12 protein-coding genes are annotated in these 13,463 nt (G+C 71.1%); 3 read left to right on the top strand and 9 right to left on the bottom strand.

Going from position 1 to position 13,463, the window contains the following annotated elements; genetic code table 11:
* The first annotated feature begins 165 nt into the window (after positions 1–165).
* Positions 166–927 carry an SDR family NAD(P)-dependent oxidoreductase gene (locus K6U06_RS06340; protein WP_262321063.1) on the top strand — a complete coding sequence of 254 codons (762 nt, stop codon included), beginning with the start codon at positions 166–168 and terminating at the stop codon, positions 925–927.
* Between the two features lie 27 nt (positions 928–954).
* Here K6U06_RS06340 and K6U06_RS06335 read toward each other — a convergent pair whose 3' ends face one another.
* Positions 955–2,460 (bottom strand): acetyl-CoA acetyltransferase, encoded by a 1,506-nt coding sequence (locus K6U06_RS06335; protein WP_262321062.1) that lies wholly within the window; start codon positions 2,458–2,460, stop codon positions 955–957.
* A 173-nt stretch (positions 2,461–2,633) separates the two neighbouring features.
* Complete coding sequence (locus K6U06_RS06330) at positions 2,634–3,830, bottom strand: thiolase family protein (RefSeq protein ID WP_262321061.1); 1,197 nt, start codon at positions 3,828–3,830, stop codon at positions 2,634–2,636.
* A 111-nt stretch (positions 3,831–3,941) separates the two neighbouring features.
* On the opposite strand from K6U06_RS06330, the gene K6U06_RS06325 reads away from it, so the two are divergent.
* Positions 3,942–4,571 carry a TetR/AcrR family transcriptional regulator gene (locus tag K6U06_RS06325; protein WP_262321060.1) on the top strand — a complete coding sequence of 210 codons (630 nt, stop codon included), beginning with the start codon at positions 3,942–3,944 and terminating at the stop codon, positions 4,569–4,571.
* A 396-nt stretch (positions 4,572–4,967) separates the two neighbouring features.
* Here K6U06_RS06325 and K6U06_RS06320 read toward each other — a convergent pair whose 3' ends face one another.
* From K6U06_RS06320 to K6U06_RS06310, 3 genes are all read right to left on the bottom strand, one after another.
* On the bottom strand, positions 4,968–6,239 hold the full coding sequence (locus K6U06_RS06320; protein ID WP_262321059.1) for an acyl-CoA dehydrogenase family protein: 1,272 nt from the start codon (positions 6,237–6,239) through the stop codon (positions 4,968–4,970).
* Between the two features lie 95 nt (positions 6,240–6,334).
* Complete coding sequence (locus tag K6U06_RS06315) at positions 6,335–7,591, bottom strand: cytochrome P450 (RefSeq protein WP_262321058.1); 1,257 nt, start codon at positions 7,589–7,591, stop codon at positions 6,335–6,337.
* 72 nt (positions 7,592–7,663) lie between these two features.
* Positions 7,664–8,335: a DedA family protein gene (locus tag K6U06_RS06310; protein ID WP_262321057.1), complete on the bottom strand. Its 672-nt coding sequence runs from the start codon at positions 8,333–8,335 to the stop codon at positions 7,664–7,666.
* A gap of 169 nt (positions 8,336–8,504) precedes the next feature.
* Here K6U06_RS06310 and K6U06_RS06305 point away from each other — a divergent pair, with 169 nt between their 5' ends.
* Entirely contained in the window at positions 8,505–9,323 is an 819-nt protein-coding gene (locus K6U06_RS06305; RefSeq protein WP_262321056.1) for a PspA/IM30 family protein, read from the top strand.
* A 58-nt stretch (positions 9,324–9,381) separates the two neighbouring features.
* Here K6U06_RS06305 and K6U06_RS06300 read toward each other — a convergent pair whose 3' ends face one another.
* The 4 genes from K6U06_RS06300 to K6U06_RS06285 form a co-directional block, all read right to left on the bottom strand.
* Positions 9,382–9,906, bottom strand: a complete 525-nt coding sequence (locus tag K6U06_RS06300) for a hypothetical protein (RefSeq protein ID WP_262321055.1) — start codon at positions 9,904–9,906, stop codon at positions 9,382–9,384.
* A gap of 83 nt (positions 9,907–9,989) precedes the next feature.
* Positions 9,990–11,078, bottom strand: coding sequence for an acyl-CoA dehydrogenase family protein (locus K6U06_RS06295; protein WP_262321054.1), 1,089 nt, complete (start codon positions 11,076–11,078; stop codon positions 9,990–9,992).
* A 20-nt stretch (positions 11,079–11,098) separates the two neighbouring features.
* Positions 11,099–12,514: an aldehyde dehydrogenase family protein gene (locus K6U06_RS06290; protein WP_410050993.1), complete on the bottom strand. Its 1,416-nt coding sequence runs from the start codon at positions 12,512–12,514 to the stop codon at positions 11,099–11,101.
* Between the two features lie 89 nt (positions 12,515–12,603).
* Positions 12,604–13,425 carry a N5-glutamine methyltransferase family protein gene (locus K6U06_RS06285; protein ID WP_262321052.1) on the bottom strand — a complete coding sequence of 274 codons (822 nt, stop codon included), beginning with the start codon at positions 13,423–13,425 and terminating at the stop codon, positions 12,604–12,606.
* Positions 13,426–13,463: the final 38 nt, after the last annotated feature.

Here is a 13,463-nt window from a genome sequence, read left to right as displayed (position 1 = left end):
AACAACCGCCGCCCGCCGAACCCACCCTGCATCCAGCGACCGGGCGCCCGGTCCGTCGCCGCGCCGGCGGACAGCGCGCTGAGGCGGCGGCGCGGCGGGCTCGACGGTAGGGTTCGCCCGACGTCATCGCCGGCGGTGCACGACCGGCGGGGAGAGGGAGATCTAGTGGCTGTACTTGACCTTTTCCGCCTCGATGGGCGGGTTGCCATTGTCACCGGTGCGTCGTCGGGACTCGGGGTGGCCTTCGCCAAGGCCCTGGCCGAGGCCGGCGCGGACGTGGCCATCGGAGCCCGGCGCGTCGATCGCCTGGCCGACACTGCCGCCCTGGTGGAGGCCGCCGGGCGTCGGGTGGTGACCGCCGCTACCGATGTCAGCCGGCCGGAAGACTGCGAAGCCCTGGCCCACGCCGCCGAAGAGGCCTTCGGCCGGGTGGACATCCTGGTCAACAACGCCGGCATCGGCACGGCGGTGCCGGCGTCGCGGGAGACCCCCGAGCAGTTCCGGTCGGTGATCGACGTCAACTTGAACGGCGCCTACTGGATGGCCCAGGCGGCGGCCCGGCGGATGGGTCGAGGCAGCAGCATCATCAATGTCTCGAGCGTCCTCGGCCTGGTGACCGCCGGGTTGCCCCAGGCCGCGTACAGCGCGTCGAAGGCCGGTCTGGACGGGTTGACCAGGGACCTGGCGTCGCAGTGGACCGCCAGGAAGGGAATCCGGGTCAACAGCGTCGCCCCCGGCTTCTTCCCCTCCGAGATGACCGAGCAGTACCCTGCCGGCTACCTGGACAGCCGGATCGGCACCGTCGCCGCCGGACGCGTCGGCGACCCAGAGGAGCTGGCGGCTGCGGTCGTGTTCCTGGCTTCGGACGCGGCCGGCTACATCTCCGGGGCGACGATCCCCGTCGACGGAGGGCTGGTCATCGGCTGACGCTTCGGGCCTGCCCGGCGGCGACGGCTACAGGGCGAAGCCGCCGTCGCCGTCCCACACCGCGACCGGAGGCCCGACGGAGGAGAGCGACGACATCGCCGTGCCGCCGGCCAGCGCCGCGAGCAGGTCCGAGTCGCGGCTGGCGCCGACCAAGCGCGCCCCGTCCCCGGTCAGCCCGTACGCGAACGCGACCTCGGGCTGGCCGGCTCGGTCGTGCATCACCGTCCAGGCCTCCAGGCGGCCGCTCCCCTGCCACCCCCGGGGGGCGACAGCGCGCCTGGGCGTGGCGTCCACCTGTTCCTGGGGGTGCCCGAAGCGCGGCGGCGTCGCCGGCGGGAACGCGGCGTAGACGCCGGCGGCGTGCTTGGTCAGGTTGCCGCCATTGGCGGTGCAGAGACCGTACGCGTCGGGCCGGGCCCGCAGCCGCTCCACCATGGTGGCGATGCCGTGGGTGACGTAGTTGTTCCACGGGCCGCCGGCGAATGTGAGGCCGCCAGTGACGGTCAAGTCCCGTTGCAGGTCCAGGCCAAGCTCGCGGGCCGCCACTTGCACCGCGGAGGGGAAGCAGGAGTAGAGGTCCACCAGCTCCAGGTCGTCCACTCCAATACCGGCCAGCGCCAGTGTGTCGCGCCCGACGGCTCGGATCGCCGGCGATGCGTCCAGGCGGTCACGGCGGATGACGTCCACCTGGTCGCTGGCGCGGGAACCGGCGTGGAGGAACACCCAGCGGTCCCGTGGCACGCCGGCTGCGACCGCGGCCTCCACCGAGCACATCATCACCACCGCGGCCTGATCGACGTTGTTGTTGGAGTTCATCCGCTTGGTGTACGGCCAGCCGATGTAGCGATTGTCGGGGGTCGGCGTCGCGATCTGGCTGGCGGTGAGGGCCGCGGGCAGGGCGGCATACGGGTTGGTCGCCGCCACCGCGGAGAACCGGGCCCAAAGTGCGGCCGCGCCGGAGAGGTGATCGTCGGGCTTGGTGCCCGCAGCGGCCGCCGACACCATCAGCGCCGTCTCGAACATGGGATAGAACTGCACCGGCGCGCCGAGGCCGAGCGCTAACTCCTCGGCGGCGGCGAGGACCAGCTCCTCGCCCACAGTCACCGTGGGTGTGGTGGCCGCGTCCTGCTGAGACCACGGCGCCTTTTCTCCACGGGCCTTGTACCACGAGCGGGTCCGCCAGGACTCGGCGCCGCCGATGAGCGCCACGTCGAGCCGTCCGGCCATGATGTCCTCGGCTGTCCGGTTGAGCAGCACCTGCGGGGTGTTGCCGCCAGCGGTGGTGGCGACCGTCTCTCGGGGAGTCGCTCCGAGCAGGCCGGCGACGAGGGCCGCTGGATCGGGGTACGCCCGGCTGAGCAGGTTGACGATCCGGATCGAGTCGAGCGACCCGAGGAGGCTGGGGGCGGCGGCGTCGTCACCGGCCAGGCGGGCGGCCTCTGCGATGAGGGCCACCGGCTCGGGTGCGGGCAGCTCAGGCTGGCTGATCTGGCCGACACCGACGATGACGGGAGTGCGGGGGTCGAGGTTCACGAGCGGACCTTACGAGTTGAGTCAGAGTCGTTGCGGTATTCCGGGCTGGCGCGCCGGGCGCCGCGGGCGGGCGCCTAGTACGCCGCGGGCGGGCGCCTGATACGCCGCAGGCGGGCGGCGGCGTGGGGTGTCCCGGCCGCGGCGGTCCACCGCGGCCGGGACGCCCCGGGAGGTCAGCCGAGTCGCTCGATGATGGTGGCGTTGGCCATGCCACCGCCCTCGCACATCGTCTGCAGCCCGTAACGACCGCCGGTGCGCTCCAGCTCGCAGAGCAGCGTGGCCAGCAGCTTGGTCCCGGAGGCGCCGAGCGGGTGGCCGAGGGCGATGGCACCACCGTTGACGTTGACCTTGGCCATGTCCGGGTGGTGTTCCTTCTCCCACGCCAAGACGACGGAGGCGAACGCCTCATTGATCTCGACGAGGTCGATGTCGTCCAGGGTGAGCTTGGACTTCTCGAGGATCTTGGTGGTGGCGGGGATGGGACCGGTCAGCATGGTCACCGGGTCGACACCGGCCAGGGCGAAGCTGTGGAACCGGGCGCGGGGCGTGAGGCCGAGGGCGGCGGCGCGCTCCTCGCTCATGATCAAAGCGGCGGACGCTCCGTCGGTGATCTGCGAGCTGTTGCCGGCGGTCACCTTGCCGTCTGCCTTGAACGCCGGCTTCAGGTTGGCGAGCGTCTCGACGGTGGTCCCGGGGCGAAGGCCCTCATCCGCGGTGAGGAGGTCGTCTGACTCGATGACGTTGCCCGTCTCCTTGTCCTTCAGGCGGCTCTTGACCGGCAGGATCTCCCGCTCGAAGCGCCCTTCGGCGGTGGCCACCTGGCCACGCTCCTGGCTGAGAGCACCGAACGCGTCGAGGTCCTCGCGTGAGAGGTTCCACCTGTCGGCGATCATCTCCGCCGAGATCCCCTGCGGCACCAAGCCGCCGACGGGCTCGTAGCGCAAACCGACCCGCGGACCGAAGGGGACGCCCACGTTGGGGACCATCGCCGACGCTCCCATCGGGACCACGCTCATGACCTCGACGCCGGCGGCGATGACGACGTCATAGGCACCGGCCATCACGCCCTGGGCCGCGAAGTGCGCAGCCTGCTGCGACGATCCGCACTGGCGGTCGATCGTCGTGCCGACGACGTCCTCAGGGAAACCGGCGGCCAAAGCGGCGTTGCGGGCCACGTTGAGGCCCTGGGCCCCGACCTGCATGACGCAGCCCATAATCACGTCCTCGACGAGCGCGGGGTCGAGGTCGTTGCGCTCGACCAGCGCCTTGAGCGTCTCGGCGGCCAGATCAACGGGGTGCCACCCCGAGAGCTTGCCGTTGCGCTTGCCGCCGGGCGTGCGTACCGCGTCAACGATTACCGCAGTGGTCATGTCCGAGCTCCTGTCTGCACTTCAACCCCGTGTGGGCGAACAGACCAAATGATACTGACATCTCAGTTTCGCCGTCACGTCCGGCGCTGGGTGTCTACCATCGCGGCCACGATGACCGTTGACCCCGGACTGGAGCCTGGCGCCAACGCGACCCAGCTGTCCCGCCGCGAGCAGACCAAGCAGACCAACCGCAGCCGGATCTACGACGCCGCGCTGGAGCTGTTCGCGGAGCGGGGATACTCGGCGGTGACCGTCGAGGACATCTGCGCGCGGGCCGACGTGGGGCGGGCCACGTTCTTCCGGCTCTACGGCACCAAGTCCGGCCTGCTGGAGGAGTTCAACCTCCGCCTCGCCGGCGAGGCCCGTTCCCGGGTCGAGCGGCTGGCATCGCCGAGCACCGCCGAAGCGCTGCGCGAGGTGCAGCTCACGATCAGCGACGCCTGGTCCTCGTCCGGAGCGGGGCTGCGCGAGATGGCCGAGGAGTACATCCACACGGTGAGCCTGGCGGCCGGCGCCGGCGCCAGCCAGCCGGAGCTCCACGTGCTGGTGTCCTCGATCATCCGCACCGGCCAGACGAGGGGCGAGGTGGTGGCCAAGCCCAACCCCGACTTCATCGCCTGGGTGGTCATCGCCGCGCTCTGCAGCGCAACGGCCACCTGGCTGGGGACGCCCGAGACGATGCGCCGGCGCAGCACCGAGACGCTGCAGCTGCTCTTCACCGGGATGCTCGCCGAGGGGTGACGCCATCCGCCGGCCGGCGGGTGGCTTCCGGCGCTGGCTGGGGGGTGCTCTGCCGCTGGCTGGGGGGTGCTCTGCCGCTGGCTGGGGGGTGCTCTGCCGCTGGGTGCGGCTGGCGGGCCGGGCGGCCCGGGTGGCGAGCCAGGCGGCCGGCGGTCGGCGGGTTTCCCGCGACAGACCTAGGCCGGAGGGCGGCCATTTGACGCGGCTATCCCCGGAAAAGGCCAGGCAAACCGCGTCAGACCTCGCCCTTAAGACGCAGGTGTGTCGCGGGATCCATCTGGAGGCGACCCCCGACCAACCCGCGGACCTCTCCCCCCGACCGCCACGTTCCAGCGGCAGCTCCCCGCCGGCCCCCGTCGCCCCAGCCGATCCCTACCCGCCGGCAGCCCGCGCCCCTTACCGCCTGAGAAGGTCCTTGGCGATGTGGGTGATCTGGATCTCGTCGGTGCCGGCGTAGATCTGGAGAACCTTCGCATCCCGGGCCAGCTGCTCGACGCGGAACTCGGCCATGTAGCCGTTGCCGCCAAAGAGCTGCACGGCCTCCATCGCCACCTCCGACGCAGCCCGGGCCGTGTAGAGCTTCATGGCCGAGGCTTCGGCCAGGGTCAGGGGACGGCCGGCCTCGGTCATCTCGATGTAGCGGTAGACCAGGTTCTGGGTGTTGAGCCGAGCCACCTCCATGCGGGCCAGCTTCTCCTGGATCAGTTGGAACTGGCCGATCGGCTGGCCGAACTGCTCACGGTCTTTGGCGTAGGCCACCGACAGCTCGAGGCACTGTTCGATGATCCCGAGCGCCATGGCCGCCACTCCGGCCCGCTCCTGGGCGAAGGTGACCTTGGCGCCGTCGCGCCCGCCGCCACTGACTTCCTCGGTCTCGCCGATCAGCCGGTCCCGCCCGACGCGGACATCAGTGAGGAACAGCTGCCCGGTCGGCGACGAGTGCATCCCCATCTTGCGAAGCGGAGGGGACTGCTCGAGGCCGGGCATGCCACGGTCGAGGACGAACGACAGGACCTTGCGGTCCTTGCGCTCTTGATCCGACGAAACCCCGCCGGCGCTGGCGCCCTCGTCCAGCTTGCAGATGAACACGATCGTGTCGGCAAAGGGACCGTTGGTGATGAACGTCTTCGACCCGTTCAGGAGGTACTCGTCGCCGTCGCGGCGGGCCGTGGAGCGCATCGAGCCGAAAGCATCGGATCCCGACCCTGGCTCGGTGATGGCCCAGGAGCCGATGGTCTTCAAGCTGAGCAGGTCCGGGACCCAGCGCCGCTTCTGCGCGGGGGTGCCCTTGCTCGCTATCGCCGCTGCGGTGAGGCCGACGGACACTCCAAGAGCGGTGACCATCCCCGGGCAGTAACGGCACAGCTCGATGGTTGGGATGAGGCTCATGGCAGCGTCGCGCCCGCCCCCCGAGTCCGAGCCACTGGCGTGGGAGCTCTCGGAGTCTGACCCGCCGGATGTCGAGGCGTTGGCTTCGCGTTCCATCCTGCGCTCGAAGCTTTCCCTGGCCGCGGTGTCGAGGCCGAAGGTCGCGAACATCTTGCGCAGGATGTCGTAGGGAGGCATGTCGCCGTGCTCGAGCGCCTCCTGGTGGGGGGCGACCTCCTTCTCGACGAACTGGCGCACCGCGCTGCGCATCATCTCGTGCTCTTCGGACCAGGCATACATGGTGAGTCTCCTTACTGCGAGCGGGGCCGCCCGGGTGGGCGGGACAACCAGACCAACAGGACGCCCGGGAGGGGCGCGCCAGCCAGATCGGCCGGTCAGCGACCGAGGTCGACGGGCAGCCGCTTGATGCCGTTGATGAACGCCGACTGCAGCTGGGCCGGCGCGTCGGTGACGGTCAGGTCGGGGTAGCGGCGGAACAGCTCCCGGAACATGACGGTGATCTCCCGGCGGGCCAGGTGAGCGCCGAGGCAGAAATGGGGACCGGGGCCGCCGAAGCCGACGTGAGGGTTGGGGCTGCGGCGGACGTCGAATGTGTGCGGGTTGTCGAACACCGCCTCGTCGCGGTTGGCCGCGGCATACATGAGAAGCAGCTTGTCGCCGGCGTGGAGATCGGTGCCGGCCAGGGTCACGTCCTCGGTGACGGTGCGGCGCATGGAGATGACCGGGGTCGCCCAACGGACGATCTCGTCGACCGCGGTCGGGGCGACAGCGTCGAAGTCGTCCACCCAGATCTGCCGCTGCTCGGGGTGCTCGGCGAACGCCCACACGCCATGGGAGACGGCCGTGCGGGTGGTCTCGCTGCCCGCGACGAGCAGCAGGATGAAGAACGACACCACCTCCTGATCGGTGATCGGCTCTCCCTCGACGTCGGCGTGGATGAGCGCTGATACCAAGTCGTCGGTCGGCACGTCGCGGCGGGCGGCGGCGAGGGGTTCCATCAGCGCCGAGAGGTTCATGCCGGCCTCGAGGATGGCGGTCAGGAAGTCCTTGCCCGGCGGCAGGAAGTCGGGATCGCCGCCCGACAGGATGGCGTTGGCCGATTCAAGGATCATTCCCCGCTCGCTTCGCGGCACGCCCATCATGTCGAGGATGACGAGGAGGGGAAAAGGAGCGGCGATGTCAGCCACCAGGTCGACGGAGGACCGGTCGATGCCGTCGAGGACCTCGGCCGCGGTGTGCTCCACCTGATCAAGGATCCGCTGGAGCATGCGCGGCGTGAACGCGCCCGAGACGATCCGCCGGAGCCGGGCGTGGCGGGGGTCGTCCATGCTGATCAGCGACCCGTAGAACTCGTTGAGATCAGCCGGCATGTCGATGACACTCGTGGCGCCCTGCCCGGAGCAGAACGTGGCCGGCCGTCGCGACACCTCGAGCACGTCGGCGTGGCGGACCACCGCCCGGTAGCCGGGGCCTTTCGGCTGGTCGAGGCCGGGGATCTGGTCGGGCTCCTCGAAGAACGCGAGGGGTTGGTGCTGGCGAAGCAACTGGTAGCCGCGCTCGCGCTCCGCCCACGGCAGGCTCCAGAACTCGGGCGCAGACAGGTCGATGTCGACCCCTTCGATCACGGTCACAGCAGTCCTCCTCGTCGGGGCCTCTTCCCTCTCAAAGGCCCTGCGACGAAACGATACTCTAGTCTCACTTCCTCAGCGGGGACAGCGAGGTGCCGCGGCGGCCGCACGGGCCTCGGTCTCGCTCGGCGTCTCCTCGACGGGCGCCGGCCGCCTGCGCCGTGCGCGCCTGACGTAGAGAACGGCCGCGGCGACCAGAGCCACCACGAAGGCGACGGACACCTGGTTGAACACTCGGTCGATGAGCCCCAGGTTGGTGCTGAGTAGCTCCCCGAGCCCCACCAGGACCCCGGTCCACGCGACCGAGCCGACCGCGGTCCAGGCCACGAACCGCCCGAGCGGCATGTGGGCTGCACCGGCCGGGAAGCCGATCAGGCCTCTGACCACCGGCAGGCACCGCCCCACCGCGGCGATCCACCCGCCGTAGCGGGCAAACACTCGCTCGGCGCGCTCTAGGTGCTGCGGGGAGAGCAGCACGTAACGCCCGAACCGACGGACTGCGGGCACCCCGCCGCGCCGACCGATCACATAGCTCACCGTCGCGCCCGCGACCTGCGCGACGACCGCCACCACGGCAACCGCCCACAAGTCGAGGTGTCCCTGTGCTGCTCCGACGACAGCCAGAGGGATCAGGACCTCGGATGGGACCGGGACACCGAAGCTGTCCAGGAACAGACCCGCGGACAGACCCCAGTAGCCGAGGTCCGAGACCAGGTGGGTGGCCAGGTCGGCCGTGCTCAAGCTCATGGGGGGGAAGCCCGCAGCGGCGCGACCGCGACGCGGGAGGGCCCCTGGAGCGTACCGCCGCGGATCGGCGTGAGAAGTCACGCCGGCGGCGCGATGCTGGTGCCCAAGACCGATCCGCCGGTGGCAGCCTCGGCAGCCGAGCCGGGGCCGATGCAAAAGGAGCACCCTCATGTCGTGGGGCAAGATGTTCAAGCGGGCGAACAGCTACGCCCAAGCGAAGGCCCAGACCACCCTCGACGCCCATGCCGACCCGAAGGTGCAGCTGGAGCAGGCCATCAGCGAGCTGCAAGCTCACCACCGGGATCTGGAGGCGGCGGCCAGCCACGTCATCGCCCAGGACAAGCTGGCCAAGATGCGCCTCGCGGAGCTGTCGACTCAGGAGGCCCGCTACACCAAGTCGGCGATGGCCGCGCAGCAGCAGGGGAACCTCGACGCGGCTCGGACCTTCGCTACGAAGATCGCGGGGCTGCGGGACCAGATCCAGGGGCTGAGCGCTCAGATCCCGCAACTGGAGGCAGCCGCCGCCGACGCCCGCCAGGCCGTGTCGGAGTCGGCGTTCCAGCTCCAGCAGAAGGTCAATGAGCGCTCGACCATCCGGGCCCAGATCGATCAGACCCGGATGCAGCAGGAGATGGCGTCGAGCATGAAGCAGCTCAGCGACCTGACCGGGGAAGGCAACGCACCGAGCTTCGACGAGATCCGCCAGAAGGTCGCCGGCCAGTTCGCCGAAGCCCAGGCCCAGACGGAGCTGTCGAGCGCCAGTCCCGAAGTGCAGGAGATGCACGTCCACCACGCGGAGCTGACCAGCGAGGCGGACGCGATCCTGGCCGAGTTGAGCGCCGGCACGGCGCAGCCTTCTGCGCTTGGGACCAGTAGCGAGCCCGGTCAGCTCGGGGCGGGTGCTGCCAGCACCGGGTCTGACGGCGCCGGTTCAGCCGACGAGGAAGCGGCCGTCGCCGACGACAGCGGCGCAACCAGCAAGCCCTGACCGGGGGGCGCCCAGCCCCCGAACCAGGCTGCGGGGGCCCGCCGGGAGCTTGGTGGTCCTACCAGCCCCCGCCGTCGTTGTCGCCGCCCCATCCGCCGCCTCCGCCCCAGTCGCCACCGCCTTGGTCGCCGTCGAAGACCTCACCGAGGACTTCGCCGCCGAGCATCCCGAGCAGACCTCCGGCCAGTCCAGCGCCGAGCGCTCCGCCCAGCCCGTTGCCGCTCCTGCGGCCGCCCCACGCCGGTTGCTGTGGGAGTTCGGCCGGCGGCGGGGTGACTGGGATGGCGGCCGGCTCCGGGCCGGGGTCGAGGCCTAGTCGGGTGCGGACCAGCCTGGTGGAATGGAGGCCCTCGATGGCGATGTTGCGCACCACGTTTATCTCGCCCACCGTTGTCGCCTCGCCCATCTGGGCGCCGGCGGTGTTGTAACGCTCGGCCGCGTCGGCCAGGGCCTGGCGGTTGGTGGGATCACCGCCGTCGTCGAGCGTCGACACGTCGTGGCTCAGCCGACCGAGCAGCGACTCGGCCTCTGCCCTGGCGGCTTGGAGCGCGGGATCGGGGCGGTCGGCGTGGTGACGGAACATTTGCTGCAGCCTCCTGTGGGGACGTACCCAGCATGGTAGGGGGCGTCAGGGTGAACGTTGCGGCAGACCTCGACGGTCTCGCTTCACCGGGGCAGCCCGAGCAGCCGCTCGGCGATGATCGACTTTTGCACTTCCGTGGTTCCACCAGCGATGCCCAGCGCCGGCGCCGCCCCGACACGGGACGCAGCCGGGCCCGACACGGTGGCGGCGGGGCCGGCTAGGGCCGCGGTCAGGTCGGCGTGCTCGAGGCCAAGTCCGGTCACCCCGAGCTTCATCAGGGAGGCGCCGGCGTCCCCGAGCCGGGCCCGCTGCTGGCCGAGATGGCCGAGGGCGCGGCCGCGGGTCCACAGCCGCACGGCGCGGTCTTTGGCTACCGGGGTCGCTTCGTCGAGGTAGCGGACGGTCTCGGCGATCTGGTGGTTCATGGAGATGACCAGGCCGCCGACGTGGTCGCGCTCGTGGCCGAGCGTGGACATCGTGACGCGCCACCCGCCGTTCACGTCGCCGAGGAGCGCTTCGGACGGAACGGCCACCCCGTCGAGCACGACCTGCGCGAACTCCCGCTGGCCGGTCATCTGCCGCAGCGGCAGGACTGTCACGCCCGGGCTGTGCACGTCGAGGAGGAACAACGACAGGCCTCGGTGAGCCGGTGCCTCCAAGTCGGTGCGAGCCAGGCAGATCGCCCAGTCCGCGAAGTGGGCGTTTGATGTCCACACCTTCTGCCCCTCGAGGCGCCACCCCTCCCCGTCGCGGATGGCCACCGTCCGCAGATGGGCCAAGTCGCTGCCGGCGTCGGGTTCGGAGAACATCTGGCACCACAGGGCGGCACCGCTGGCCAGTGCGGGCAGGTGGGCGGACTGCTGGCGTTCGGTTCCGAACGCGAGGAGGGCCTCGGCGGTCAGGACCAAACCGACCATGTTGAGGTAAGGAGGCACCCCGGCCCGGGCGCACTCCTCCACCCACACCGACGTGTGGGCCGGGGAGAGACCCCGCCCGCCGAAGCGGACCGGCCAGTGGATACCGGCGAACCCGCTGTCGTGGACGTGTCGCTGCCACCGGCGGCCGGCGTCGGCCCACTGCTCGGGGACGATGGCGCCGTAGTCGGGCGGGGCGTCGGTGGCCTCAGACGCCAGCCACTGCCGGGCCGAGCGCCGGAACGCGTCGAGGTCCACCTGCCCGCCGCCCGCCCGGCCTAGAAGAACCGGCGCAGGAGCTTCTCGGCCCGGGCCGAGTACGGCGGGTACGGCAGCTTGAGGTCGGGACGGGCCGGTTTGACCAGCACCGACTTGCGGTGGCTGAACGTCTCGAACCCCCAGCGCCCGTGGTAGGCGCCCATGCCGCTCGTGCCTACCCCGCCGAAGGGCAGGTTGGGGGCGAGGACGTGCATCGCTGCGTGGTTGATGACGATCCCCCCGGCGCTGACCTCGTCGACGAACCGGCGCTGCTCGGTCTTGTCGTTGCTGAACAGGTAGGCGGCGAGCGGCTTGGGGCGGCTGACCACGAAGTCGATGCCTTCGCTCAGGGAGTTGATGGTGACCACCGGGAGGATCGGGCCGAATATCTCCTCGGTCATGAGCGGCGCGGCGACGTCGGGGTCGACGACGATCGTCGGTTCGATGGCCCCCCGGTCGGCGTCGAGACCACCGCCGAGTGCCACCTGGCCGCCTGCGTCGCCGAGCAGTCCGGCCAGACGGTTGTACTGGCGCCGGTTGACGATCGGGAGCTTGCCGAGGGAGCCGCCGGCGAACTGCTCGGCGCTGCGCCCCACCTTGTCCACCAGCTCGTCGCGCACCGCGGCGTCGACTAGGACGTAGTCCGGGGCGACGCAGGTCTGGCCGGAGTTGAGCAGCTTGGTCCATGCGATCCGGCGGGCCGCCACGTCGATGTCAGCCGAGCGGGTGACGACGGTGGGGCTCTTGCCGCCCAGCTCCAAAGTGACCGGGGTGAGGTGCGGGGCGGCGGCCGCCATGACCAGCTTGCCGATCTCCGGGCCGCCGGTGAAGAAGGCGTGGTCCACCCCCTGCGCGAGCAGGGCCTGGGTCGCTGATGCGTCGCCTTGCAGCACTGCGACGGCGTCGCTGTCGAGGTACTCGGGGACGAGGCGGGCCAGAGCCGCCGACACCGCCGGGGCGTGCTCCGACGGTTTGATGACCGTGCAGTTCCCCGCCGCGACGGCCCCGATCAGCGGTCCGAGGGTCAGGTAGACGGGGTAGTTCCAAGGCCCGATGACCAGCACCGTGCCGAGCGGCTCGTAACGGTAGAACGCCTTGCCTGGCCGCATCGACAGCGGCAGGCCGGTGCGGGTAGGGCGGGTCCATCCCTTGAGGTGCTTGCGGGCGTACCTGGCCTCGGCCGCCACCGGGGCCACGTCCCCAAGCCAGGCGTCCACCGGGGGCCGTCCGAGGTCGGCGGCCAGCGCCGCGGCGAGCTCCTGCTCCCGTTCGGCTACCAGCCGCTCGATGTTGCGGAGCTGCTCGAGCCTCCACTCGAGGTCGCGGGTGCGGCCGGTCGAGAAGGTCTTGCGCAGGCCAGCGACGACGGCCGCCACGTCTGCGGTGGCCGGGATGGCATCGGCGGGCGGGCTGGTCGGTGCGCTCAACGGTTCCATTGGGTCCCTCCGGAAGGTCGGTATCGGGGTCGTCGGTCCGTACCGTCGGATTCAGCGTAGGTGACGACAGCACGCCTTGCGACGGTCCGTCACCGTCGGCGACCACGGCCGGTGAGCCGGCGGGCCTCTAGGCCGCGCAGGTCTCCGTCCTCGTCGACGTGGCGGCGGGCCGTCCCGAAGCCCGCCGCCGCGAGCGGCTCGGCCAGCTCGCGGTCCTGGTCGCCGCCCAGCTCCAGCAGCAACGTGCCGCCGGGGCGCAGCAGCGCTCCCGCGGCGCGGACGGCCGCGACGAGCAGGCGCACGCCGGAGGGGCCCCCGTCGAGGGCCAGGCGCGGTTCGTGGTCGCGGGCGTCACGGGGCAGGTATTCGATGGCGTCGGTGGGGACGTAGGGCACGACTCCGACCACCACGTCGCAGGCTCCGGCGACGGCGGCGGGCAGAGGATCAGCGAGGTGGCCCTCGTACACCTCGACGCCGTTGGCCGCAGCGCACCGGCACGCCAGCGGATCGATGTCGGTCCCCACCACCCGAGCGTCCGGCCGGGAGTTGCCGATCGCGACGGCGATGGCCCCCGAACCGGTGCACAGATCGACTGCCAGGCCGTTGGGCGGCAACAGCTTCGCGGCCCGCTCTGCCAACGCTGCGGTCTGGGCCCGGGGGACGTACACGCCGGCCTCGACCTGTACCCGGGTGGGCCCAAAGGCCACCCACCCGGTGATCCACGCCAGCGGCTCGCCTCCCTCCCGCCGGGAGACGAGCGCCTCCAGCCGCCCGGGGTCGCCGCCAGCGGCGGTGAGCAGCTCGCCGGCCTCCTCGTCGGCGGCCACGCAGCCGGCCGCGGCCAGCCTCTCGGTCACCGCCGCCAGGTCCGCGAGCGCCGGGGGAAAGGCCACGGGCTGGGAGTCGGTCATCGGGGCACGGTAGCCATCCGCCAGCGAGTTCGACCGTA

It is taken from the genome of Acidiferrimicrobium sp. IK (genome assembly GCF_025499425.1).
In the GTDB taxonomy this organism is placed as follows: domain Bacteria; phylum Actinomycetota; class Acidimicrobiia; order Acidimicrobiales; family Palsa-688; genus Acidiferrimicrobium.
The sequence above is the reverse complement of the archived record's forward strand: the minus strand, read 5'-3'. Positions and strand labels throughout refer to the sequence as shown.